This is a genomic window from Agrobacterium rosae (genome assembly GCF_002915175.1).
Taxonomy (GTDB): domain Bacteria; phylum Pseudomonadota; class Alphaproteobacteria; order Rhizobiales; family Rhizobiaceae; genus Agrobacterium; species Agrobacterium rosae.
This window is the reverse complement of sequence record NZ_NXEJ01000002.1, coordinates 506683-531357: the sequence shown is the minus strand read 5'-3', so window position 1 is coordinate 531357 and position 24675 is coordinate 506683. Positions and strand designations below refer to the sequence as shown.

Annotated in this window: 20 protein-coding genes; 9 read left to right on the top strand and 11 right to left on the bottom strand. The window is 55.8% G+C overall.

The features are described from left to right. The 5 genes from CPJ18_RS05295 to CPJ18_RS05275 all read right to left on the bottom strand — a co-directional run bounded on the left by CPJ18_RS05295 (position 1) and on the right by CPJ18_RS05275 (position 5465). Positions 1 to 918: a cation diffusion facilitator family transporter gene (locus tag CPJ18_RS05295; RefSeq protein WP_103657272.1), complete on the bottom strand. Its 918-nt coding sequence runs from the start codon at positions 916 to 918 to the stop codon at positions 1 to 3. A gap of 109 nt (positions 919 to 1027) precedes the next feature. Continuing rightward, positions 1028 to 1603: a glyoxalase superfamily protein gene (locus CPJ18_RS05290; protein WP_103657271.1), complete on the bottom strand. Its 576-nt coding sequence runs from the start codon at positions 1601 to 1603 to the stop codon at positions 1028 to 1030. Positions 1604 to 1789: 186 nt separating this feature from the next. Further along, the gene (locus tag CPJ18_RS05285; protein ID WP_103657270.1) at positions 1790 to 2428 is read right to left on the bottom strand and encodes a LysE family translocator; all 639 of its coding nucleotides are present in this window, start codon (positions 2426 to 2428) and stop codon (positions 1790 to 1792) included. A gap of 73 nt (positions 2429 to 2501) precedes the next feature. Continuing rightward, entirely contained in the window at positions 2502 to 3206 is a 705-nt protein-coding gene (locus CPJ18_RS05280; protein ID WP_245445332.1) for a TIGR02117 family protein, read from the bottom strand. Positions 3207 to 3275: 69 nt separating this feature from the next. After that, the gene (locus CPJ18_RS05275; protein ID WP_103657269.1) at positions 3276 to 5465 is read right to left on the bottom strand and encodes an anthranilate synthase; all 2190 of its coding nucleotides are present in this window, start codon (positions 5463 to 5465) and stop codon (positions 3276 to 3278) included. A 266-nt stretch (positions 5466 to 5731) separates the two neighbouring features. Between CPJ18_RS05275 and CPJ18_RS05270 the strand changes: the two genes are divergently transcribed. Then, the gene (locus tag CPJ18_RS05270; RefSeq protein WP_103657389.1) at positions 5732 to 6592 is read left to right on the top strand and encodes an extensin-like domain-containing protein; all 861 of its coding nucleotides are present in this window, start codon (positions 5732 to 5734) and stop codon (positions 6590 to 6592) included. Positions 6593 to 6649: 57 nt separating this feature from the next. Here CPJ18_RS05270 and CPJ18_RS05265 read toward each other — a convergent pair whose 3' ends face one another. Further along, on the bottom strand, positions 6650 to 8890 hold the full coding sequence (locus CPJ18_RS05265) for a TonB-dependent hemoglobin/transferrin/lactoferrin family receptor (RefSeq protein WP_103657268.1): 2241 nt from the start codon (positions 8888 to 8890) through the stop codon (positions 6650 to 6652). A 543-nt stretch (positions 8891 to 9433) separates the two neighbouring features. On the opposite strand from CPJ18_RS05265, the gene CPJ18_RS05260 reads away from it, so the two are divergent. Further along, complete coding sequence (locus tag CPJ18_RS05260; protein ID WP_103657267.1) at positions 9434 to 10150, top strand: helix-turn-helix transcriptional regulator; 717 nt, start codon at positions 9434 to 9436, stop codon at positions 10148 to 10150. Between the two features lie 30 nt (positions 10151 to 10180). On the opposite strand, the gene CPJ18_RS05255 is transcribed toward CPJ18_RS05260, so the two are convergent. The 3 genes from CPJ18_RS05255 to CPJ18_RS05245 form a co-directional block, all read right to left on the bottom strand. Continuing rightward, positions 10181 to 11353 (bottom strand): DUF2333 family protein, encoded by a 1173-nt coding sequence (locus CPJ18_RS05255; protein ID WP_103657266.1) that lies wholly within the window; start codon positions 11351 to 11353, stop codon positions 10181 to 10183. A gap of 223 nt (positions 11354 to 11576) precedes the next feature. Further along, positions 11577 to 12599, bottom strand: a complete 1023-nt coding sequence (locus tag CPJ18_RS05250) for a hypothetical protein (protein WP_103657265.1) — start codon at positions 12597 to 12599, stop codon at positions 11577 to 11579. 186 nt (positions 12600 to 12785) lie between these two features. Next, on the bottom strand, positions 12786 to 13364 hold the full coding sequence (locus CPJ18_RS05245) for a thymidine kinase (RefSeq protein WP_103657388.1): 579 nt from the start codon (positions 13362 to 13364) through the stop codon (positions 12786 to 12788). 231 nt (positions 13365 to 13595) lie between these two features. Between CPJ18_RS05245 and CPJ18_RS05240 the strand changes: the two genes are divergently transcribed. From CPJ18_RS05240 to CPJ18_RS05225, 4 genes are all read left to right on the top strand, one after another. Beyond that, positions 13596 to 14555 (top strand): choline ABC transporter substrate-binding protein, encoded by a 960-nt coding sequence (locus tag CPJ18_RS05240; protein WP_103657264.1) that lies wholly within the window; start codon positions 13596 to 13598, stop codon positions 14553 to 14555. A 91-nt stretch (positions 14556 to 14646) separates the two neighbouring features. Next, complete coding sequence (choW, locus tag CPJ18_RS05235) at positions 14647 to 15498, top strand: choline ABC transporter permease subunit (protein ID WP_077106484.1); 852 nt, start codon at positions 14647 to 14649, stop codon at positions 15496 to 15498. Then, positions 15495 to 16541 (top strand): choline ABC transporter ATP-binding protein, encoded by a 1047-nt coding sequence (gene choV, locus CPJ18_RS05230; RefSeq protein WP_103657263.1) that lies wholly within the window; start codon positions 15495 to 15497, stop codon positions 16539 to 16541. The genes choW and choV overlap by 4 nt, the downstream gene beginning before the upstream one ends. A 476-nt stretch (positions 16542 to 17017) precedes the next feature. Next, positions 17018 to 17338 carry an ArsR/SmtB family transcription factor gene (locus CPJ18_RS05225; RefSeq protein WP_077106486.1) on the top strand — a complete coding sequence of 107 codons (321 nt, stop codon included), beginning with the start codon at positions 17018 to 17020 and terminating at the stop codon, positions 17336 to 17338. A 108-nt stretch (positions 17339 to 17446) separates the two neighbouring features. On the opposite strand, the gene CPJ18_RS05220 is transcribed toward CPJ18_RS05225, so the two are convergent. Beyond that, on the bottom strand, positions 17447 to 18616 hold the full coding sequence (locus tag CPJ18_RS05220; protein WP_103584472.1) for a DUF3095 domain-containing protein: 1170 nt from the start codon (positions 18614 to 18616) through the stop codon (positions 17447 to 17449). A gap of 292 nt (positions 18617 to 18908) precedes the next feature. Here CPJ18_RS05220 and CPJ18_RS05215 point away from each other — a divergent pair, with 292 nt between their 5' ends. The 3 genes from CPJ18_RS05215 (at position 18909) to CPJ18_RS05205 (ending at position 22899) form a co-directional block, all read left to right on the top strand. Then, a complete protein-coding gene (locus CPJ18_RS05215; protein WP_103584473.1) occupies positions 18909 to 20015 on the top strand; it encodes a branched-chain amino acid ABC transporter substrate-binding protein in 1107 nt (368 codons plus the stop codon). A gap of 127 nt (positions 20016 to 20142) precedes the next feature. Then, a complete protein-coding gene (gene ade, locus CPJ18_RS05210; RefSeq protein ID WP_167397838.1) occupies positions 20143 to 21855 on the top strand; it encodes an adenine deaminase in 1713 nt (570 codons plus the stop codon). A gap of 93 nt (positions 21856 to 21948) precedes the next feature. Next, on the top strand, positions 21949 to 22899 hold the full coding sequence (locus CPJ18_RS05205; RefSeq protein WP_146258650.1) for an HD-GYP domain-containing protein: 951 nt from the start codon (positions 21949 to 21951) through the stop codon (positions 22897 to 22899). 31 nt (positions 22900 to 22930) lie between these two features. Here CPJ18_RS05205 and bglA read toward each other — a convergent pair whose 3' ends face one another. Next, entirely contained in the window at positions 22931 to 24601 is a 1671-nt protein-coding gene (gene bglA, locus CPJ18_RS05200) for a beta-galactosidase BglA (RefSeq protein ID WP_103657260.1), read from the bottom strand. Positions 24602 to 24675: the final 74 nt, after the last annotated feature.

The following is a 24675-nucleotide window of genomic DNA, read 5'->3' as shown; positions in this document are numbered from 1 at the left end:
TCAAACTCCTGTTTCTTGAAACTCAACCCGAACGCCATGTGCCTGTTCGCTTTCAGGCTCCACGTGAATGGCAAGCACGGCACCGGGCACGGCATCTCTTATGGCATCTTCCAGCCGGTCGCAAATATCATGTGCCGCCCTGACCGACATGGCCGAGGGAACGACAACATGGAAATCGATAAAGGCGACGGCCCCTGCCCTTCGGGTCTTCAGGTCGTGCACACCCAGCAGGCCAGCGGAATTTTCCGCAATCGCCTTCTTGATCGCCTCATCCTCCTCCGGCTCCACCGCACGGTCCATCAAGCCACCCAGCGAATGCATTATGACCTTCGAGCCCTGAAACAGAATATTGATGGCAACGACGATCGCCAGCACCGGATCGAGAACGGCATAGCCGGTCAAAATCGCCAGAACAAGGCCTATCAGAACGCCACCGGATGTCACGACATCGGACATGATGTGATGGCCATCGGCCAGAAGTGCTGGCGAAGAGTGCTTCTTTCCAACCCGGATCAGCACCGTTGCCCAGATGCCGTTGAGGATGCCGGCAAAGGCATTGATGGCAAGACCCAGCGCTGGCGCATCCGGCAAGCGCGGAGCCATAAGGCCGCTCCATGCCTCCTTCACGATCAGAAGCGCCGCAACGACGATAAGCACGCCCTCGACGACCGCAGAAAGATATTCCGCCTTGTGGTGGCCGAACTGGTGGTCGTCATCGGCAGGCTTTTGCGCGTAGCGAATGACAAAATAGGCGATGAAAGCCGCGACCACATTGACCGTGGATTCCAGACCATCCGACAGTAGCGCAACCGAACCGGTGACCCACCATGCCAACAGCTTCAGGCAAAGCACCGTAATGGAAAACGGGATTCCCCAGAAAGCAAGCTTCCTGACGAGCGCGTTACCCTGTTCGTTCATGACCTGTCTCCATGCGGTTGCGAATGAATTGCAGAACTGGACCCTAAAACGCATGAACCGCCCGCTTGGAGGCTCCAAGCAGGCGGTTCATATGTGCGGCCTCTATGATTTAAAGTGGTGGCGAGGTCAAGAGGTCAGGAAGAAACTTAAGGTGCTCGCTTTGCTCGCAGAACCGGATGCGATTGCTGAAGGGATCGGTGACCTGCATCTGCAAACCCCATGGCAGTTTCTCCACGCCCGGCTTCATGAAGGTGTAGTCCTTGACCGTTAACTCACGCTGATATGCTTCAACACCTGATATGTTGACGAAGACATTCGAGCCCGGCGTCGCATCGCCGTGATGTCCGCTGAGGTGAAGAGAAAGGCCTGCTCTGGAAACCTGCATATACAGCGGAAAATTGTCACCGAAGCGATGTTCCCAATCCACCGAAAAACCGAGAAAGCCGACGTAAAATTCACGCGCCTTGGCCTCATCAAATATCCGGATGATGGGGCAGACCCGCGTAAACCGGATTGGCTCTTCATCACGTGCAGCAATTTTCGCGGCCAGAACATTCCAGTTGTCGAAGCCAAATTGTCGAGCAACGATTTCCAGCGAACGGGAGTGGGAAATGTCGATCTCGTCTTCAATCAAGGCGGCTTTGAGCGCACGCGCCATCGCCTTTGCGTCGAGAAAATCACGCATATCATACGTCCTTCCTGTGAGCGATCGGATCGTCAGTGCTCGCCTTGCCGACACATTCGCTCATCAACGGTGGACGTTTGAAAGCGTGTTACGGAATACATTCACCTTACTTGTAACGGCGCGAGCGGCAGGCTGTATTCGGCCATTCGATATTTTACCGTACTTTCATGGTGAGGGAAAGTCGCATTACACCCGCGTCAGCAGCAACTTGATACCCGCAAAACCGAAAAACAGGGCCAGCACGGTTTCGATATATCGCTTGGCGCGTTGATAGATGCGGATTGCGGGCGCTGTGGAAAACACGAGGGCATAGCCACAGAAAATGGTGATGCCCAACAGCCCACAGCCGCCAATGATGGCCGCGAGGGTCGATGCTCCAGCGCCTGGCTTCAGACCGAGGGACATGATGGCTATCCAGCCGAGAATGGCCTTGGGGTTGGTCAAATGCAGCAGCAATCCGCGACGATAGAGTTGCAGATATTCGGCGCGGCCAACCGGAGCCTCCTGCAAGACCGTTTGAGGCACGGCAGGTGAAAAGGCCGAGCGGGCCGATTTGTAGGCCAGATAAAGCAGATAAAAGCCACCGGCGATCTTAATGAAGAACAGCGCATTGGCGTAGGTCGCCAGAACAGCGGATAGGCCGGTGGCAGTCAGTGTTGCCCAGAACAGCGAACCCGTGATGACGCCGATTGCCAAAACGATGGCCGGTGCGCGCCCTCGGCTCATGGCAATGCCCATGATGGTCATGTTGCTGGGGCCTGGACTGGCCACGGCGATGATATAAGCGATGTAAACCAGTAGAAGCTGATGGAAATCGATCATCACTGCCCCGCAAACAAAAAAGCCAAATTAATCAGCCGATTAAGGCAGTTGGATTGATTTTGTCAATTCCCACATCTCAAGGCATCGGAACGGTAGCGGAAAATGTACTGGCATCATTATGCATCCGCAGCGAGGCCGTGAGAAGCGGCGGCAACGGTGTCCACCATCCGGTTTGCAAGCCCGCATACCGCAGGGCCGCCGCCGTCCACGTGTTGCAGCCGACCAATGCGTTGAAATACCCTTCTGCTTCGAAAAAAGCGTCGTCGCGGCCGTATGATTGCCCCAGAAGCGGGATGGGCTTTTCCTGCGAATAGGCAAAGCTGCCGACGATGAAGTCGACCAGCTTTCGATACTCGTCGCCCGACAGATCAAGTGACGTGACACTCGCATCCGTAATGGGGATATCTCCAGCAAGCGCGACATGCATGACCGAATTGTCGAGCGTCAGACCTTTAAGCAGGGGAAGCGGCTTGAGATCAGCCCATGTCGGTGTCTGCGTGTAAAAGGCCCGCCCACCCCAGCCGAAAACGAGGTAGCGAACACCGGGATTATCGATCTCGAGATTTCCATCGCGCAGAAACGCGAATTGCACCAGCAACTCGGCATCGACAGGAAGGGCGATATCGGTGTGGATGGGATTGCTGAGAACCAGGACGCGGCGAGACGTGTCATTCACGACCGTCGAATGATTGCGGGTGAACGGCTTTGGCAGCAAAGTGCCAGCGCCAAGGCTCGTGACAATCAAGGCCACGGCGATGCATAGATATTTGAAGATCTTCACTCTGCATCACCTGCTCGGCTTATGGAAAACGGCGGCGTTTCATAACGCCGCCGGTCGTTGTCGCGCCGCTCAGGCGGCTTTGGTCTTCGCCTTGCGCACCAGATGCGTGACCACGTTTTCGATCATCCGCATGCCGGCATCGCCGCCCAGCGTCATGATCGATTCCGGGTGGAACTGCACTGCGGCAACCGGTTCCTTGGAATGTTCGATGCCCATGATCGTTCCGTCTTCGCTTTCCGCAGTGATGATGAAGTCGCGGTGAAGCGTCGTGGGGTCAGCAAAGATCGAGTGGTAACGGCCAACCGTGACTTCCTTGCCGAGGCCGGAGAAGACCAGACCGGGTTCCAGCACGCGGATACGCGATGGCTTACCGTGCATGGGGATTGCCAGATGGCGAAGCTCACCGCCATAGGCTTCCGCCAGCGCTTGCAGCCCAAGGCAGACACCGAAGATCGGCAGATCGCGGGAACGCGCCGCCTTGATCGTCGCCTTGCAATCGAAATCGCTGGGGTTACCGGGTCCGGGAGACAGAACCACCAGATCCGGCTGGAAGCGATCGAACACCTCCGCCGCCACCGGCGAACGTACCGTCGAAACGGTTGCGCCCGTCTGGCGGAAGTAGTTGGCAAGCGTATGCACGAAGCTGTCTTCGTGGTCCACCAGCAGAATTTTGACGCCGGTTCCAACCTTGGCCGAATCCCGCTGCGTTGCCGCAGAGTTCTGGCCCTTCGCATCACGAATCGCTGAAATCATGGCGGACGCCTTCAATTCGGTTTCGGCTTCTTCTTCCTGCGGGTTGGAATCGTTGAGCAACGTTGCCCCTGCCCGCACTTCTGCGATACCGTCCTTGATGCGGATAGTGCGCAAGGTCATGCCGGTGTTCATATCGCCGTTGAAACCGACCATGCCGATGGCGCCGCCATACCAGACACGCGAGCTCTTTTCATGGGCCTCGATGAAGCGCATGGCCCATAATTTTGGCGCACCTGTTACGGTCACCGCCCATGCGTGGGACAGGAACCCGTCGAACGCGTCCATGTCATCTCGCAAGCGGCCTTCGATATGATCAACGGTGTGGATGAGGCGTGAATACATCTCGATCTGGCGGCGACCGATGACCTTGACCGAGCCCGGCTCGCACACGCGGCTTTTGTCGTTGCGGTCTACATCCGAACACATGGTGAGTTCGGACTCGTCCTTCTTGGAATTCAGCAGCTTGAGGATCTGCTCGCTATCGGCAATCGGGTCTTCACCACGCTTGATGGTGCCGGAAATCGGGCATGTCTCGATGCGCCGACCGGAGACGCGCACGAACATTTCCGGCGATGCGCCCACCAGATATTCCTGATGACCAAGATTGATGAAGAAGGAATAGGGCGACGGATTAATGGCTTTCAAACGGCGTGAGATGGCCGAGGGATTGCTGTCACAACGTTCCATGAATTTCTGTCCGGGTACGACCTCGAACAGGTCGCCGCGACGGAAGCTTTCCTTGGCTTTCGTCACCAGTTCCGAATACTCGCCGGGGTGATGATCGCCGCGCGGCGGAATGGTGTCCGTCTTGACGAAGGGCTCTGGCGCGATGTCCTGCGCCTTGCCATGCGTGGTTACGCCGTCCTTCTCGAAGTCGTAGCGGTCGATCCAGGCCTTTGCGGAGTGGTGATCGACGACGAGAATTTCATCCGGCAGGAACAGCACCATGTCACGCTGATCTTCCGGCCGTTCCAGCGAAAGCTTGATGGCATCGAACTGGAAGGCCAGATCATAACCAAACGCGCCGAACAGACCGATGGCCGCATCGGCGCTGGAATAGAACAGATCAACGATGGCACGCAGCGCCGTGAAGACGGTTGGTATCTTCGAGCGTTCTTCCTCGGTGAAAACGCGGTCTGGCTCGTTCACGACTAGGTCCAGACGGCGAGCGGTGGAGGTGCCAAGCGTCAGATCCGGCGTCGTTTTCAGCTTTTCCGTGATGAACGTCAGTAGCGCTTCGCCGCGACCATTATAGGCTTCGATCCACATGGTGCGGCCGAAACAGGAAATGCCGAGCGGCGGATCGATGATGGCCGTGTCCCAACGCGTGTAGCGACCGGGATATTCGTAGTTGGATGAGAATACCGCACCACGACGTTCATCAAGGCCGGTTACATAGCTGTCGATGGCCGTTGCATAGTCGGCAGCACGGCGCTGGCGCGTGACTTTGACGCCGCCTCTGGTCTCGTAAGTTTCCGACCCGTCATCCTGAATAATCGTTACCATCTATTCCGCTTCCCGTTTCTAAAGCCCGATGACAGGCGGCATAATAACAAAAAAGCCGCCTGAAAATTCGGGCGGCTTGGACTTAGTCAAAGGACATGGGTGCTCAAGGCCGCGTAAAGCTGCCCCACCACCAGATTGCAATGTTCTTCGACTGTGTGTTCATGGCGCAAATTGTTAGCCGCAAGCGCAGGCGATGGCAAGCGGATTTGAACCGAAAGACTATTGAAACGTTGTGGGTCTGCCGCAACGGGGGAACGAACGGTCACATGCTTCATCGTCTCATGATAGTCGCAGCCAGCGCGCTGCTGATCGCCGCCTCGCAACCGCCACAGGATGTGCCGGTGCCCCAACCCAAACCGGAACAGCAGGACACGATGCCAACGCCAACACCTGCACCTGGACCTGCGGAAACGAAAAAGGACGAGCAGCAGCCTACTCAACCGCCCGCCGAGAACACCGTGCCGAAGCCAGAAGAAAAACCCGCACCTGCGGCAAAACCGGATGAACCCAAAAAAGAAGAAGAGAAAAAGCCGGAGGAGCCACCAAGGGAGCCCGTAAAGGCAGAAAACCCAGAAGAGCTGAAGGCCTGCCTTAGCGAACTGAAAGAACTGGGTGCCGAGTTCAAGGAGCTTCCACCCATACCCGGCGAAGAGGAAGGCTGCGGCATCGCTTCGCCCTTGGAATTATCGACGGTGATCCCCGGCATAAAGCTGGAACCGGAAGGTACGATGCGGTGTGAGGCAGCCCTTGCGCTCTCGCGCTGGGCCAAAAACGTCGCGGTGCCGACGGCAAAAATTGCGCTTCCAGGCAAAAACGTGACCGCCTTCGGCAATGCCTCGACCTATGTCTGCCGCAACCGCAACAGCGCAGAGACCGGCAAGATTTCCGAACATGCCAAAGGCAGCGCAGTGGATATCGCGACCATGACCTTCGACAAGGGTGGACCGTTGGTGATGAAGCCACGCGGCGAAGACGGCACCATGGAAGGCGCATTCCAGCGCACCATCACCACCGCCGCCTGCCTCTTCTTCCGCACCGTCCTCTCCCCCGGCAGCGACGCCACCCACCAGGACCACCTGCATCTAGATGTGCTGGAGCGCAAGGGCGGGTATTTGTACTGCCGGTGAAAGGCAAAAAGGCGGAGCTTGAGGCTCCGCCTTTTTTTTACGTGAGGCGATTTCTAATCAGAATTTCTGCGTGAGAGAAATTTTGAAGGACCGCCCCGGCTCGGAGTAAAAGTCAATGGGCTGATTGACCGTCGATACCGAGTTCGGGTTAATGTCTCTCACACCGACAGCATTCCAATATTTGCGATCGAAGAGATTATAGACACCCGCTTGAATGCGTAGACCCTTGGCCTGTTCAGGCTCCCACCAACCGGTCAGGTTGAAAATGCCGTAACCAGATGCGTCGAATGTGTTCGCAGATATGTCTGCACGCATGTGCGAAGAGAACACGCCAGTGAATTCTGTCCCCCAAGTCTCCTGTGCATAACCAACGCCAACAACTGATTTGAACGGCGCAACGGTACGGATAAACTCGTTGGTGTCAGTATCCTTGCCGTACGCATAAGCGAGAGAAGCATGAGTGAAGAAGCCATTCGCCAAGTCTTTTCGTACCTTTGCTTCCACTCCAGAAATTTCGACATTTGGACGATTTTGATAGGTAAAGAGCGATCCGTTACCAATGCCGCCAAAACCTGGGAAAAGAGTGGTCGTTGTCGTGGTTTGCTCAATGAAGTTTTTATACTTGTTATGAAACAACGTCAGGCTGCCCGAAAAGTCGCCAGCGTCATATTTGGCACCGATTTCGAAACCACTGCTGGTTTCAGGTTTCAAGGAGGAGTTGCCGACGACCGCATAGCCGGTGCTGATGTTGGAGAAGTTCAGATAGAGTTCGTTGACCGTCGGCGCGCGATAAGCCATTGCCCACTGGGCAAAAAGCTGAACCTCTGGGGTTAGATCGTAAGTCGCGAGCAGCTTCGGAGAAAAGCGTGAACCACTGTTCCCAGTGGGCAGACCAAAAGTATTGTAGGCGCTATTGGTCGAGACAGAGCCGTCGGGATCATAATCATAGGCATCGAACCGCAGACCAGGGGTCAGCTTGAAACCACTGCTGCCGAAAGCAAGTTCGTCTTCCAGATAAAAGCCGAGGCTTTTTCCCGTAACGTCTGGCATGTCAGACTGGGAGGCCGCAGACGATCCACCCGTGTTGATATAAACGGAATCTGTAAAATCAGAAATCCACGCGTTGCCACCAAACCGTACCGTATGGTCAATGCTACCAAGTTCAAATCCGGATTCGAGGCCCCCAACAAGGCCGAAGCGGCTGTCTCTCATACTATCTTCGCGAATATAGAGCGAGTTATTGGTCAACCGATCGCCAGCACCAGAAACCTTATCCAGCCGAGTCCAATATAAGGATAGGTCAGCAGCGTCGATCAAGCTGTCTTTTGACGGTGCCTCATACTGGTAATCAAGAGATACACGATCGCGCTCGGTATCTTCATAACCATTGTAATCATCAATCCGATACGTGGAGCCAGAAACACTGGAACCTTGCAACGTTTTCAGGTCAGTTCTAGTCCTCAGTGAAAATCGCTCAGCCGTCAAACCGATACGGTGACCGCCTTCAAGGTCCTGCCTGATCTTGAACATGAGGTTGCTCTCGTAGGTGTCCGCAGGATTGGGCGCGGTACGGCGTGTGCCATAGATATCTGCACCACCCTTATTATCCACCTCGTTCCCACGCTTGTAGGAACCCTGAAATAGAACTGAAGTGTTCTCGATCTTCTTTGCAACAGCAACCGAGCCGCCAAAGCTTCTGTCCTCGCTGTCGTAGGTGGTCTTGGCAACACCACCCCAATCCTTACCATCACTGATGAGATCATCGGCTTCCAGAGTGCGCAGAACCAGCGCGCCACCCAGAGCACCTGAACCCACTCGGCTGGAATCGGCACCACGCACCACATCGACGGAGGACAGGGAGGAAAAATCGAAACTTGAATTTGTGTTGCTGATGGTTGTTGTTGCCTGTCCCTGACGGGCAAAATTCTCGAAAAACGGGACGGGAATACCATCGATCAGCGTTGTTACACGCGCCCCACCAAGTCCACGAATGAACAGGCCACCCGGTTTTCCGGGTTTGGAGTTGACGAAATCAACCCCCGGTTCTGTCGTTTTGCCCAAATCCTTAAGGCTACTGATTTCCTTCGTGCGAATCTCTTCGGCGCTCGTTGAACTTGCGAGTGGTGTATCGGCGGCTGCATCTCCCGCCTTCACCCGCTTGCCCTTGATCGTAATACGCTCAAGAACCGTCGGACCGTTCTGTGCGTCAGCATCCTGTGCATGACCTGTGGAATGGCCGGAAACAAGTGCCATGGCTGTGCAGACCAGCAACGCGGATTGAGAACCCCGGATCGTCATCGTAACCCCCTGAATGCAAGCGCACGAAAGCACGCGGCAACACGAGGTGCCGTCGCAATGTGGCTTGATAAATACCCTTAATTTTTACGGCCCCGCCGTGGGCAGAGAACTATAAAACATGAGTATTGGAGTCAATTAATAAAACATGATTTTTTATATCACCTTTAGCGCGCTTATGTTGCGTTGCAGAAATGTGACAAACACAGCCTAGAACGCAGACGGTCTCTCTACGCATCACAGGTTGCGATCAAAAAATGGGAGATTTGAATATTCTTCGATTAATCATGAATTTCGAACAAAAAGGCCCGACAAGACCATATTCTCCGGAACTTTGAGCGATTATTTTAGAAAACTCGCTGGTTCCCGTTATCGAAACCGCGAAACGAGCAGAAATCGCCATTCTCGCCACCTCAATTTGAATCAAAACCCCTACAACTAAAGTCATCAATGGGGAACCACACTCAAAATAAAGGGTGGAATTTCCAGGGAATTGGTATATTTCTCACCGTTAACATATTAGTTTCCTCATGAACGAAACAACTGATGATTACGCTCGAACGGCAATCGATACTGAGTCAGGAGATATCGGCTGCCGACAGCCGCCCTCGGTGGCTGCAGGTTGTTCAGGGCGTGGCAAAAGAGTTCGGATACTCCTATGCAAGTTTGATGCGGGTTCCGCGTCCGGAAGAACAACTCCTTGCCACCGCTCTCGTTGAAACAACGCTGCCGATCCGCTTCGTTCGCGAGTTCGATGAGATGCGTTTGCTTGGTTTGTGCCCGGTGCTGCCGAAGATAAAGCATTCCGTTATGCCGCAGTCCTGGTCCTTGAGTGACCTCGATACGGGACAGCCGGAAGTTTTGCCAATCGTTGAACTGCTGAACCAGTTTGGCATTGCCAATGGCCTTATCATTCCAACGAATTCGTTGAACGGCGACCGTCATCTGATGCGTTTCGACGGCAAATGTGACCTTCCGTCTCAGGTTGCGCTGAATGAAATCGGTATGATCGCTCTTCATGCTTTCGACGCTTACGAGCAGATGCGCCGGTCGGAAATGGTCGCGCCGCGTATGCTGACGAAGCGGGAACTCGAGGTCATTCACTGGACCTCGCAAGGCAAGACATCGGCAGAGATCGGCAAGATTCTGTCGCTCTCCGACCACACGATCAATGCCTATCTGAACAACGCGATCCGCAAACTCGATTGCGTAAACCGCACGCAACTCGTGGCCAAGTCTATCCGCTTGAAGCTGATCGGCTGACACCGCCTCACGACGTGCCAGCCGGTCTAATCAGCGGTCCAGCACGGACCTCAGTTCGACAAGGTTCGAACGCACTCTCAGAACATAAAAGCCCATGGTCGCCAGGTGCGAAGGCATGATCCATCCGCCTTCATCACCGTTGGAAATAATCATCGGCTGAATGCGCAGAGCCGCGCGTGTCTGCGACAGCGTGTCGTTCCACAGGCTGGTCAGATTGCGTTCGCGGATAACCTGCGAGAAATCGGCACCGGCAGCAGCGAGAATACCGTAGTAACCGTAAAGCTGACCATAGGCGAACCAGAAGCGGTCATCCGCCCGGGTGTCGAACCAGCCGCCATTGTAGTTTTCGGAACGTTCGCGCAGGATGGCTGAGGTTCCGCCGATGTCGTTGGCGATACGGTCGATGAACTGGATAAGGTTGTCTGCGCGACCATCGAAGACGGAATTGCACTGCGAGAGACTGGCGTTGAATTTGCGAAGGCTTTCAGCCGCCGAACGATAATAGCTCGGGCTCGGCGTCTTCGGGCCAAACGGGTTGAGACCGAAATACCAGGAATATTCATCGAACTGAAGATTGCCGCGTGCGCTCTGCAGATTGCCATCGACACCAGAGGTACCACGAACGCGACCGAGCGAGTCGACAAGTTCCACCGATGTGCGGCGCACAGCCTGGTTGACACCCCGCTGGAACGACGCCTTGTTATCCAGAAACGGCGTGCTATCCCAATCCATGCCGAACAGACCTAGCCGGTACAGCAGCATCGATGAAATCCATGCGTTCTGATCGACGTTATAATCGATGAGGCCCGCAGACACATCGACGATCGCAGAGCTTTGGCAGCTTTTGGCGGCAGCAGCAGCAGCGGGAGCCGGTTCAGTGGAGGATGCCGAAGGGGCGACCGCGGTCGGGGCCGGAGCTGGCAGTTCCTGACCTGCGCCCAATGTGCGTTCAGAGAATTTGTAATCATTGACATAGTCTGGATTGAAGTTCGTCCAAACCTGCGTTTGCCAGAAGAAATAGCCATAAAGGCCAACGTACAGCACCAGCACTGCGGCAATGGGAACCTTGATGAAACCGTCGCGGTTCTTGTACCAGCCATGTCCGGTACGGAAAGGCCAGAACAGCCAAGCGATCACGAGAGAGGCACCTCTTCCAAGCGCTGCGAAAATGCGCTTGAAAAACGCGATAACCGGATCGAGCATCGTTCAACTCTCCTTAGCGCATAGACCCCCGCAATCTCGATTGATTGTCAAAAGAGCCCATGCCTGACTTCACTGACGGGAGCGTCCCTTACGCGTGTAAACAGCGTATGACACCCCAGCGCGACAAGACCGCCTGACCCACACTGCGGACAGGCTGCCTTTCACATATGGTGCCACTGTCCCCGATACAACGGATGAGGGCGAGATTTCCCGCAATGCTTGTTCAGCCAGCCGCATCGGAGGTGAGCTCACGACGACGAAGAAGCGCTTCATCTGCCCGGTGTTTTCGTGTCTGGATATCCTGCAAGGTAACGATCCCCTGCCCATGCAGGGTCAAAAGCTCATCGAAAATGCCAAGAGGCATGGCCGCTTCGGCCCGTTGCGCGGTGGAGGACTGGGGTTGCGCATCCGCCAAAAGCGGCTCCAGCGAACCGAACGCTGCGTCATAAAGATGGATGCACCGCTCAGCCTCGATGTTGAGTTTATTGAGCAGCAACGCGTGCATGGAAATTTCGTCATTCAGCAAATCGATCACATTGCCCAGCAAGATAGCCTGATGGTTCAACACCTTGTGCCGGGCGTTCAGCCTCTTGCGTTCCGACAACACCGTCTCACGCTGTGTTGCGGCTTCCGCTTCCTCGGCTTTCCATTGATCCAGACGAGTCTCGTCCCGCGCATCACTGATCTTGCGCTGAAGCGTGGCCAGCGAAGCGGCAAGCACCTTGTCCTTTTGTCTCGCCTCATCCATGTCCGAAACAATACCACGGCGCGTTTCCATGCTGGCAACAAGGTTTGGCTCTACTGTGGAGCGCAACGCTGTTGCCTGCTCTTTCCGGGCCTGAAGCAGGCCGTGAACGACAGCAGCCTCCAGAAGAATTGCTTTCAAGGTATCGGCAATGACCAGCTTTCGCGCGCGCACGACTTTGAAGGAAACGGCCGCCCGTCGCTTGAAAAATGAGAAGAATTTCTCGGAACGAGTGACGTCATCGACCCTGTCGAAGGCGGCATAGGCAGCGTCGGTTCTCGCACCAAGACCGTTGACGAATGCCAGGATACGATCCTGGAATTTTACTTCCAGCATCTGCAATTCGGCAAATTGAGCGGTTTGCGGTGCGAAGACTTCTTCCGAGCTACTTTCTGGTATCGCCACCAGGGTCTGAGCCATCAGCGATGACAAATCCTGCACAGCAATCGCGTCGGCTCTTGCCTGCTCTATTTCACTGTCAAAAGACGGCAATCTCGCCATGAAACATCGTCTCCCGAATCGATTTATGGCAAAAGGCCACCCATATAAATATGCGCGACCTTTTCTCAATGCGAGAGATGTAATGCAGTGGCATTCAAAGTCTGGTTTGGCTGATTTCTGCGCCCCGTCTCTCGCGCGCCTTTTTCGATGACTTGCCCCTATTCAAAGCAAAACGGTCGATTTGCTTCAGCCGTTCACAGCCTCAACCCAATGGCGGCGGCAGAAGGACACATATTTTTCATTGCCACCGACATCGATCTGCGCACCTTCCTTGACGACTTTACCCTCTGAATCGAAACGGGCGACCATGGAGGCCTTGCGTCCGCAGTGGCAAATGGTGCGGATTTCGCGCAGCTCATCGGCAATGGCCAGCAGTTCCTTGGATGCGGGGAAAAGCTTGCCCTGAAAATCCGTGCGCAAACCATAGGCCATGACCGGAATACCCAGGTTATCGGCAATACTGGCCAGTTGCCAGACGTGATGCTCCGACAGGAAATTGGCTTCATCAATGAAAACGCAGGCGACCGGCTCTTCGGCGTGCAGGCGCTGAACTTCCGAGAAGATATCCGTCGTGTCATCGAACACCAGCGCATCCGACGACAGGCCTATGCGGGACGCAACCTTGCCGACACCGGCGCGACTATCGAAGGCGGCGGTAAAGATGAGTGTGCGCATGCCGCGCTCGTGGTAATTATAGGACGCCTGCAACAGCATGGTGGATTTGCCGGCATTCATTGCCGCATAATTGAAATAGAGCTTGGCCATCATGCCCTCCGGGTCGCGTGTTGCAGGCCTTTTGCAGGGTGGGCGGTGCCGAGGGCAAGAGCGGAACGACGAAAAACACAGCTTTCGCAATTCGCGCATTCGTAGTGCACTGCACAAACTTTATGATCCGTGTCGCAAACCGCACCACAATCCACGCAAATGCGCATGAGTTGATTGTGCGTCGAAGATATTGATAATGGTTAGGGAACTTAAAAAAACAGGGAGTAAGCAATGCTTGCAAAAAATCACCGCTGTCTGGCCCTTGCCGCAGCAGTTTCTGCAATGGCCCTCTTCACCAATGCCGCCGCTGCCGCAGAACCAGCCAGTTGCGGAACGGTCCGCTTCTCCGATGTCGGCTGGACCGATATTACGGCCACCACGGCCACCGCTTCCGTCATTTTGAAAAGCCTGGGCTACCAGACGGATGTGAAAATCCTGTCGGTTCCCGTCACTTACACCTCCCTGAAAAACAAGGATATCGACGTTTTCCTCGGCAATTGGATGCCGACAATGGAAGGCGATATCAAAGCCTACCGCGACGACAAATCCGTGGAAACGGTGCGCGAAAACCTGACTGGCGCGAAATATACACTGGCGACCAACGCCAAGGGTGCCGAACTGGGCATCAAGGATTTCAAGGATATTGCGGCCCAAAGCGACAAACTGAGCGGCAAGATTTACGGTATCGAGCCGGGCAATGACGGCAACCGCCTGATTCTGGGAATGGTCGAAAAAGGCACATTCGGCCTGAAAGACTTCCAGGTCGTGGAATCCTCCGAACAGGGCATGCTGGCACAGGTTGCGCGCGCTGAAAAATCCGGCGATCCCATCGTCTTCCTCGGCTGGGAACCCCACCCGATGAACTCCAATTTCAAACTGACCTATCTAACCGGTGGTGATGACGTCTTCGGCCCGAATCTCGGCGGTGCAACGATCTACACCAACGTCCGCGCAGGCTATTTGCAGGAATGCCCGAATGTCGGCACCCTCCTCAAAAACCTGCAATTCACGCTGCCTATGGAAAATGAGATCATGGGCAAAATCCTCAATGACGGCACCGAGGGTGAAGCCGCAGCCACCGAATGGTTGAAGGCAAATCCAGCGGCAATCGAGCCATGGCTTGCAGGCGTCAAGACCAAAGACGGCAGCGAGGATGCGCTGGCCGCTGCAAAGAAGAATATCGGCCTCTAGCCGTTGACGTCTCTGCATTGAACCCGTCTTCCGACCCGATCAGCGGTCGGAAGACGATCACGACTCCGTTCACGAAAGGTTTGCTCTTACCGTGGAATGGCTCAGCGCTTCTCAAAATCGTTTACCGATCGGTCGTTATGCCAAGGAGGCTGTCGACTGGTTGACCGGAAATCTTTCTTTTTTCTTTGATTGGCTATCCTTTATTTTCGAAAGCGTCATCGACGCTGTTCTCTATGTTTTACAAGCACCGCATCCGCTCATCATCGTCGCCCTGCTGACAGGGCTTTCGGCGTGGCTGCGCCGGTCCATCGGCATGCCGTTGTTTACGGCACTCGGCCTGCTGCTCATCATCAACCTCGGTTACTGGAAGGCGACGACGGAAACTCTGGCACTCGTTCTCGCCGCCAGCGCGGTCTGCATGGCCGTCGGTGTTCCGCTCGGCATTCTCGCGGCACGGCGCAAATGGGTTTACGCCTTCATGCGGCCAGCGCTGGATTTGATGCAGACGATCCCGACATTCGTCTACCTCATTCCGGCACTCGTGCTGTTCGGCTTGGGCATGGTGCCGGGGTTGATTGCAACGGTCATCTTTGCCCTGCCGGCACCGATCCGCCTGACGCGCCTTGGCATCATTTCCACCCCGCCTGCCCTCGTTGAAGCGGCCGTTGCATTCGGTGCAACACCATCTCAGGTGCTGCGAAAAGTCGAATTGCCTTTCGCCACACCACAGATCATGGCCGGGCTGACACAGACGATCATGCTGTCTCTATCGATGGTGGTCATTTCGGCACTGGTCGGTGCGAATGGCCTTGGCGTGCCGGTGGTACGGGCATTGAACACCGTCAATATCGCCATGGGCTTCGAGGCCGGGCTTTGCATCGTCATCGTGGCGATCATCCTCGACCGTCTTTTCCGCTTACCTGGCTCGGAGGATGAGGGATGAGTGACGCAATCATATTTGAAAACGTCGATATCGTCTTCGGCAGCAATCCCACCCCTGCACTCCCACTGATAGATGCCGGCAGAACCAGAGCAGAAATCAATACGGAAACCGGCCTTGTGCTGGGCGTAGCAAGTGCCTCGCTGACGGTGAAAGAAGGGGAAATCCTCGTTTTGATGGGGCTTTCCGGTTCGGGGAAATCGACGCTTTTGCGTGCGGTCAACCGCCTTGCGCCGGTCGTGCGTGGAAATGTCAGCGTCAAAACGACGTCGGGTTATATCGATCCGTACAAAACCTCGGCAAAGACACTGCGGGATCTTCGTACCCACACCGTCTCTATGGTGTTCCAACAATTCGGATTGCTGCCATGGCGCAATGTGGCTGACAATGTCGGGTTCGGTCTCGAACTTTCAGGAATGCCCGATGCCGAGCGCAAGAAGCGCGTGGCTGAACAGCTGGAACTCGTCAATCTCTCGGATTGGGCTACCCGCAAAGTCGGTGAACTCTCGGGCGGCATGCAGCAGCGTGTCGGTCTGGCCAGAGCCTTCGCCACCGGCGCACCTATCTTGCTGATGGATGAGCCGTTCTCCGCGCTCGATCCCCTCATCCGCAGCCGCCTTCAGGATGAGCTTCTGGAATTCCAGAGCCGCCTGAAAAAGACGATCCTGTTCGTCAGCCACGATCTCGATGAAGCATTCCGGATCGGCAACCGGATTGCGATGATGGATGGCGGACACATCATCCAGTGCGGAACGCCGCAGGAGATCGTGAAAAATCCGTCCAATCAATATGTGGCGGATTTTGTGCAGAACATGAACCCCATCACCATGCTGACGGCAGCAGACGTGATGCGCCCGGGCGTGACGGCCGAAAACGCCGGGCTGTCTGTCTCAGGCACCGCGCGACCCAGCTCGCCATTGGTCGACATTCTGGATGCACTTGCAAAGCAGCCCGGGGCCATCGGCATTGTCGACAATGGCTCCGTTGTCGGCACGGTTTCCGCAGACGACGTGGTTCGCGGTTTGACACGCCACAGGCGAAAATAGCAGGAGCGGCTGCGAGTGGAATCGCAGCCGTAAACCTTGATAAGGTCGGATCTGTCCACCAATCCGCCACAACGGCAGATTGTCACATATGATTTTGATGGGCAAAAATCTGTAAGACTGCCTTCCCAATTCGCCCAACATAGTGCGAAATTTAGGGGAACGGCGCGAAGGGCCTAAAATCACGTGGCCGCATTTTCCGTCTCACGACTTGAGTATGAAATACCCATATCGGAAAATTATCGACAAAAAATTCTAGCGAAATTTCGTTAGCTCCCGTTAATAAAGAATTTTCGACTATTTTCCTTAAAACACAGACAGAAACATAAGAATGTTATTTATTGCTAATAAAGAGTAGTCTGTACCCTAGATTTAGGTATATACAACGATCTTATCAAATTGGTACACTTGGCTCATATAAGATTTCGATTTGCCATTGAGACAGTCCGGGTCGGGCTTCACTCAGGAGAAGTAAGAATATGAATACAGAATCGCTTTCAGAACAGTCCACCGCCGCAGCTGGTCTTCTCTCCGCAATGGCAAATCCAAAACGGCTCATGATCCTTTGCAGCCTGGTTGAAGGTGAAGTGCCGGTCGGCGTGCTCGCCACACAGGTTGGCCTCAGCCAGTCCGCCCTTTCCCAGCACCTGTCCAAACTTCGCGCGCAGCGTCTGGTCAAGACACGCCGTGATGCCCAGACCATTTACTATTCCAGCACATCGGAATCGGTCAAAAAAATTCTGGCCACGCTTGAAGGTATTTACTGTGCGCCGGCAGGTGCCGCTAAAACCGCTGCTTGAATGATAGCGCCAACATCAGGCCTGGATCAGCTTCATTAAAGCTGCGCGCGCTTGGATGTAGAGCTACAGAGCGCCATTTGTTTTCCCGACACATGGCGCTTTTCGTTGTCAAGCCGTTGGTTGCATCTGTGCTTTGAGGCTGGTCGCTGCTCGAGCATAACCACCCTCCCCGCCGTCGACGAAATGCATGTGATCTTTTGACAGAGGAGATGGCACGATGCAGGTCATCAATGCCGTATCCTGTTCGTGCAAGCCGTAATAGCACACGCCCTCTCGTGCGGCTCCTTCCAGTCTGGCCTTGATTTTCTTCAAACGATCAGGATCGACATCCACCGTCATCTTCAGCCCGTCATCGAACTTGCGGAAATCGGTGTTGCTGGCAACCGATCGCTTGTACTGAACCGGATCGAACCGACCGGCGGGCTTGCGAAGCCAGTAAAGCACCGAGATGAGGACCGTCTGGAACAGCACCCACGCGCCCTTGCGTATTTGCGATATCCTGTCCCGATAGGCGGATAGAGCCCGCGCTTCCAGAACCAATCCTTCTCGAATGAAACCGAGCGGAGGACCATCGACTGGAACGGGATGGCCGCCGCGACCATCCTCATTGGCAAGCGCCACGATCTCCGAAACAATATCTCGAAAAGCGGCTGCATCATCTTTGGGGCCTGGCACCGCAATGATCGAGATCACCTTACCATGGGTCGCCTCGATAGGGTTCCAGCGGCAGGAAAGGCCCGTAAGGTCAGGGCGAGAGCCGTGGGCAGCAGCGTCCACAAGGTAACGCCCCTGCTTCATCTGCTCATCGGCCCAATTGTTGCCGCCACCGGTAAACATGGCATAGGACACATCGTCACTGGCCTGGAACCGCGCGACGCGCACATCGAAACCGTGGTCGCGAATGACAGAGAGCGGGACGATGGCCGCCCTGAGCGTCAGTCCGATATCATCCGCCACCCAGCTCTGGACCTTCGATAAAGCCTCCCGCGCGGCCTCGATCTGAGTGGGAGGAACGGCGACCGCTGCACCATCGCCACCGAAGACGAAGGGCAAATCGTGCCGGTCGAGTGCGTTGAGAATGCCGGATATGACGCCAGCACCTGCCATGTTGACGGCCTTGTAGCGCCCGGCCTCGATGGCACCGGTGGAATCGATGATATCGGCCAACGCAAGCGCCCAGCCCTCCGGCAAGGCGCGGTACAGCATCGGGTCAGCCACATCCTCGAAATGCAGGAAAACCGGCAGGTTGCTCAGGAACTCTTCGTCTGGCGATGTCATGACGGTACTATCCTCCTGCACGCCGCGAAAAGCCAGATGCCGCAAAGGATTTAGGCGACGTGAGAACAGGCTGCGCGCGGCCATCACAGATGATTTACGCTGGTGAGCCGGCTTTGGATCAAAGATGGCTTGCGCAATTGATTCTGGCGAGTATGAACCGGAGCAGGACGTCGGAAATCAAACATGAAACGACACCTTGTCGTCGGGCAGACCGGCGGATTTGCGCTGCTTCAAGCGCGCCCGGCCGCGACGATACATTCGGGGATACGACCCAACCCAAGGAGAGACTGAAATGAACATCAAGATTTTAACGGGCCTCACGCTCGCCGCCTCTGTCGCCTTTGCACCGCTGGCCCATGCAGAGATCGTCATCGGCCTTATCGCGCCGCTGACCGGTCCGGTTGCGGCCTACGGCGCGCAGGTGAAGAACGGTGCACAGGCGGCTGTCGACGTCATCAACAAGAATGGCGGTATTCTGGGTGAACAGGTTGTTCTGAAGCTGGCCGATGATGGTGGCGAGCCCAAGCAGGGCGTATCGGCCGCCAACCAGCTGGTTGCAGAAGGCATTCGTTTCGTCGTCGGACCTGTGACGTCAGGCGTTGCCATTCCCGCATCCGACGTTTTCGCTGAAAACGGCGTCCTGATGGTAACGCCGACGGCAACCGCACCAGACCTGACGAACCGCGAATTGTGGAACGTGCTGCGCACTTGCGGTCGTGATGACCAGCAGGCGGAAGTGGCTGGCAAGCTGGTGCTTGCACAGCTGAAAGATCGCCGCATCGCCATCATTCACGACAAGGGTGCTTACGGCAAAGGCCTGGCTGACTCGTTCAAGAAGACGCTGAACGCTGGCGGCGTAACCGAAGTGTTTTATGACGCACTGACCGCAGGCGACAAGGATCTCAGCGCGCTGACGACCCGCCTCAAGTCTGAAAATGTCGACGTCATCTATTTCGGCGGCTACCACCCTGAAGCGGGTCTTCTGGTTCGCCAGTTGAACGATGTCGGTGCCAAGGCAACCGTCATCGGCGGCGACGGCCTGTCCAACTCCGAATTCTGGAGCATCGGCGGCAATGCAGCAGCTGGCACCATCTTCACCAACGCGGCAGACGCAACCAAGAGCGCGGACTCCAAGGCAGCAGCGGACGCCCTGACTGCCGCCAACATTCCAGCAGAAGCCTTCACGTTGAACGCCTATGCCGCCGTTGAGGTGCTGAAAGCCGGTATCGAAAAAGCCGGTAGCGCCGAAGACTCGGAAGCCGTTGCAAAGGTCCTCAAGGCAGGCGAACCCGTGGCAACGGCCATCGGCAAGCTGACCTACGGCGAAACCGGCGATCTGACCTCGCAGGCTTTCTCGCTCTACAAGTGGGAAGGCGGAAAGATCGTTTCTGCCGAGTAATCATTGCTGATATGATTGATATGACCGGGCGCGACCTTCGCGCCCGGTTTTGTTTTACGTGCTGGACAAGCGATCCGCTCGTCTGGCTTACTCTGTTTCAACAGCAGAATCGAAAATGAGGTGCAGCGTGGCTTCGATACTCGAACGCAAGATCGACCAGGGAACGGGCCGCGAGAAGGCCGACATCGTGCTGAGAGGCGGACGCTTCTTCGATCTGGTCACGGGAGAGCTCATCGCCTCCGATATCGCGATCTGCGGCGATACCATCATCGGCACCTGCGAGAGCTATGAGGGTGTCGAGGTCATCGATATCACTGGCAAGATCGTGGTTCCTGGCTTCATCGACACGCATCTGCATATCGAATCCTCCCTTGTCACACCGCATGAATTCGACCGTTGCGTCCTGCCCTATGGCGTCACGACGGCGATCTGCGATCCGCACGAAATTGCCAATGTGCTGGGCGCTGAAGGTATCCAGTTCTTTCTGGATTCCTCGCTGGAAACCATCATGGACATCCGTGTTCAGCTGTCCTCCTGCGTTCCCGCAACGCATCTCGAAACATCCGGGGCCGATCTGCCGATTGAAAAGCTGCTGCCGTTTCGCGGCCACCCAAAAGTCATCGGCCTTGCCGAGTTCATGAATTTCCCGGGCGTCATCCAGAAAGACCCGATCTGCATGGCCAAGCTCGAAGCCTTTCAGGGCGAGCACATCGATGGTCATGCGCCGCTTCTGTCGGGCACGGCCCTCAATGGCTACCTGTCCGCTGGCATCCGCACCGAGCATGAATGCACGACCGCCGAGGAAGCGCTGGAGAAAATCCGCAAGGGCATGCACATTCTGGTGCGCGAAGGCTCCGTTTCCAAGGACCTGCATTCCCTGATGCCAATCATCACCGAACGTCTGTCGCCCTACCTCGCTCTGTGCACGGATGATCGCAATCCGCTTGATATCGCCGAGCAGGGTCATCTGGACTACATGATCCGCACTGCCATCGGAGCCGGCGTCGAACCACTGGCCATCTACCGCGCAGCATCGATTTCCGCAGCCAAAGCCTTTGGATTGCGCGACCGCGGACTGGTTGCTCCCGGCTGGCGCGCCGATCTTGTTGTCATCGATACGTTGCAGAACTGCAAGGCCAGCATGGTGTTCTCCGCAGGACGCAGGGTCACGAAGGAGCTTTTCGCCACCCGCAAACCCATCGCACCGGTGGGTCTCGATAGCGTCAAGGCGCGTCCGGTTCTGGCCTCACATTTCGGTGTTCCCGTAACCGAAGGTGAAACGCCTGTCATCGGCGTGATGCCCGGCAAGATCATCACTGAACACCGCCGCTACAAACTTCCATCAGATGGCAATCAGACGAGCCTAGATCTGGACAACGACATCATCAAGGTTGCGGTCATCGAGCGCCATGGCAAAAATGGCAACCACGCCAACGGCTTCGTACAGGGCTTCGGCCTGAAGAAGGGTGCGATCGCCTCGACTGTGGGGCATGACAGCCACAACATCTGCGTCGTCGGCGTCAGCGAGGATGATATGGCACAGGCTGCCAATCGCCTTGGCGATATCAAAGGTGGCTTCGTGGTCGTGGAAGACGGCAAGGTCACAGGCGAAATTGCCCTGCCCGTGGCTGGTCTGATGAGCCTCGAACCCTATGAAATCGTGCGCGATACGCTGCACGAGCTGCGCAAGGCCGCCTACGCACTCGGCACGACGCTGGAAGAACCCTTCCTGCAGGTCGCCTTCCTGCCACTACCGGTCATTCCACACTTGAAGATTTCAGACATGGGAATGGTAGATGTCGACCGGTTTGAACTCATTACCTCAAGTCGAAATGCGTAAGTGAAGCAGTATAAACAATAAACTCATATTAAATTAAGACAGTTACGATAGATAACGAGTTCCGAGGATGGAGCATAGCTATCGAGGCAATCTGTGGCTGTAACTAAGATCGATAAATCGCAACTTAAAGTCGGCATGTTCGTTGAGGCCATCGAAGGTGTGTGGCAGGACAGTTCGACACTGGGCAGGCGTTTTACTATCCGCTCCGGTCACGAGATCGATCTCATCGTCAACAGCAATATCAGTGGTGTTTTCATCAACACCGCTCTGGGACGACATGCATCGGGGTCGCCTCTGCATCCTGCCGCAAAAAACATCGCGAGTGCGACCCGGCAGGATAAGTTCGAAACCGCTGCGAAAATTCAGGGCCATGCCGCTGAAGCCAGATCTCTGATCGGCGACATTTTCGACGGTCGCGTCGTCACGGTCGAGTCTTTCACGCCGTTGGTCAATGACGTTGCGCGCACGATGGAAGAAAACCCATCGCTCTATATCGGCATGTCGCGTTTGCGATCTCGCGATAACGCCACCTTCGTGCACTCGCTTTCCGTCGCAGCACTTCTCCTCCACTTCGGTCGATCCATGCAGATGGATGACGAAACCGTTCAGCATCTGTGCATGGCGGGAATGCTGCATGATATCGGCAAGCTTTCCATTCCAAAGCAGATTCTTCAAAAGCAGGGACCACTGAACGCGGCGGAACGCAACGTCGTGGAACAGCATCCCGGCCTTGGTTACGAGCTGTTATCTTCAAATCTCAACATGCCCAAACTCGTTCTCGACATTTGCCGTTCGCATCATGAGCGGCTGGATGGCAAGGGTTATCCCGACCGGCTGATGGCTGATGCCATCAGTCCCGAGGTGCGCATGAGCACCATCTGTGATGTCTTCGATGCGCTCACCTCCGCACGCCCCTACAAAAAGGGCTGGTCATCACCGCAGGCTCTGAGCTGGATGATGTGCCGTGAAGATCAGTTCGACAAAGGGCTCATGTGGCGCTTCGTCCTCAGCCTCGATCCCGAGATGACAAAAGGGATTTTGTGAGCGCACTGTAAAGACAGCGCGCCCTCGAAAGCTATCCAATCCGACCGCAGAATACATCCAGCCCATCCAGCTTCACGGTGCCGCCATCGATCAGCGGCTGAAAGCCCGGCATGGTCAGCACTTCCTGAATTTTCAGATCGGCAGGGATCAGAAACTCCGCCGGCTCGCGCGTCAGGTTGAAAACAAACAACAGGCGTTCGCTACCCCTGTTGCGCGTGAACGCCAGAAGGTCCTGCTGCGTATCCAGAAACACCATGTCGCCATCGCGCAGCGCCGCATGGTTTTTGCGGAATGCCAGAACGGCTTTGTAGTGGTTCAGCACCGAGTCCGGCTTGCGCTCCTGCCCGTCCGCCGCCAGCATGGCGTGGGCGTAAGGCACCGGCAGCCATGGTTTTTCTGCTGTCGTAAAACCGGCGCTGGGATTTCCCGTCTCCCAGACCATTGGCGTACGGCATCCGTCGCGCCCCTTGAAGGCAGGCCAGAAGCGAATGCCATAGGGATCGCGCAGGTCCTCGAAAGCAAGCTCCGCCTCCGTCAGAGCCAGCTCCTCGCCCTGATAGAGGCAAATGGAGCCCCGCAACGTCGCCAGCACGCTGAAAGCCAGCTTGGCCACGCGCGTCTGCTCTTCGCTGTTTTCGGCAAAGCGGCTGAGATGGCGGATGACATCATGGTTGGAGAAAGCCCAGCAGACCCAGCCATCCGTGACGGCTTTCTGAAATCCGCTAACCGCGCCACGAATATGGCTTGCGGAAAACTCACCGCCCAGAAGGTCGAATGTGTAGCACATGTTGAGCTTGTCGCCATCGGCCGTATAGGACGCGACGGTTTTCAGCGAGCGGGCACCATCACCCACTTCGCCCACGGTCATGCGGCCCTCATATTGATCGAGCAACTCTCGGAAGCGTTTGAGGAACGCGATGTTTTCGACCTGGGTCTTGTCGTGGATGTGGCTCTGCATGCCGTATGGATTGACATCAGGCGCATCCAGACCGGCATCATCGCTATCGGGCGCGTGCGGCGGGTTGTCCCGCAACAGCTTGTCATGGAAATAATAGTTCACCGTATCCAGCCGGAAGCCATCAACGCCCCGCTCCAGCCAGAACCGGACGGTTTCCAGCAACGCATCCTGAACCTCGACATTGTGGAAATTCAGGTCCGGTTGCGAAGCGAGAAAATTGTGCATGTAATATTGCTTGCGCACGCCGTCCCATTCCCAGGCCGGGCCGCCGAACACGGACAGCCAATTGGTGGGTGCCGTACCATCCGGCTTCGGGTCTGCCCAGACATACCAGTCGGCTTTCGGGTTCGTGCGGCTTGCGCGACTGTCCTTGAACCACGGATGCTGGTCAGAGGTGTGGGAGATGACCTGATCGATGATGATCTTCAGCCCCAGCCGATGCGCCTCCGCAATCAACGTGTCGAAATCATCCAATGTCCCGAACAGCGGATCGACATTGCAATAGTCAGATACGTCATAGCCCATATCCGCCATGGGTGACGTGAAGAACGGCGAGAGCCAGATGCCGTCTACGCCGAGCGAGGAGATGTAGGGTAGATGTTTGGTGATGCCGGGAAGATCGCCGTAACCATCACCGGTCGTATCCTGAAAAGATCGTGGATAGACCTGATAGATTACCGCCCCCCTCCACCAGTCGTCTGCATGTTCTGCGGCGTTCGCGGTGGAGGCATTGGGGTCCGACATAGGCAATCTCCAGTGAATTTGTGCAGAGCATATAAAGCCCACTTCAATTCGTAAACGGCAATCACGTTCCATTT

Coding starts and splice junctions, on each gene's coding strand:
- CPJ18_RS05240 (WP_103657264.1), top strand. CDS start 13,596: ATGCTTGCAAAAAATCACCGCTGTCTGGCCCTTGCCGCAGCAGTTTCT.
- CPJ18_RS05295 (WP_103657272.1), bottom strand. CDS start 918: ATGAACGAACAGGGTAACGCGCTCGTCAGGAAGCTTGCTTTCTGGGGA.
- CPJ18_RS05245 (WP_103657388.1), bottom strand. CDS start 13,364: ATGGCCAAGCTCTATTTCAATTATGCGGCAATGAATGCCGGCAAATCC.
- CPJ18_RS05250 (WP_103657265.1), bottom strand. CDS start 12,599: ATGGCGAGATTGCCGTCTTTTGACAGTGAAATAGAGCAGGCAAGAGCC.
- CPJ18_RS05270 (WP_103657389.1), top strand. CDS start 5,732: ATGCTTCATCGTCTCATGATAGTCGCAGCCAGCGCGCTGCTGATCGCC.
- CPJ18_RS05265 (WP_103657268.1), bottom strand. CDS start 8,890: ATGACGATCCGGGGTTCTCAATCCGCGTTGCTGGTCTGCACAGCCATG.
- CPJ18_RS05255 (WP_103657266.1), bottom strand. CDS start 11,353: ATGCTCGATCCGGTTATCGCGTTTTTCAAGCGCATTTTCGCAGCGCTT.
- choV (WP_103657263.1), top strand. CDS start 15,495: ATGAGTGACGCAATCATATTTGAAAACGTCGATATCGTCTTCGGCAGC.
- CPJ18_RS05220 (WP_103584472.1), bottom strand. CDS start 18,616: ATGACATCGCCAGACGAAGAGTTCCTGAGCAACCTGCCGGTTTTCCTG.
- CPJ18_RS05215 (WP_103584473.1), top strand. CDS start 18,909: ATGAACATCAAGATTTTAACGGGCCTCACGCTCGCCGCCTCTGTCGCC.
- CPJ18_RS05290 (WP_103657271.1), bottom strand. CDS start 1,603: ATGCGTGATTTTCTCGACGCAAAGGCGATGGCGCGTGCGCTCAAAGCC.
- bglA (WP_103657260.1), bottom strand. CDS start 24,601: ATGTCGGACCCCAATGCCTCCACCGCGAACGCCGCAGAACATGCAGAC.
- CPJ18_RS05275 (WP_103657269.1), bottom strand. CDS start 5,465: ATGGTAACGATTATTCAGGATGACGGGTCGGAAACTTACGAGACCAGA.
- CPJ18_RS05225 (WP_077106486.1), top strand. CDS start 17,018: ATGAATACAGAATCGCTTTCAGAACAGTCCACCGCCGCAGCTGGTCTT.
- CPJ18_RS05260 (WP_103657267.1), top strand. CDS start 9,434: ATGATTACGCTCGAACGGCAATCGATACTGAGTCAGGAGATATCGGCT.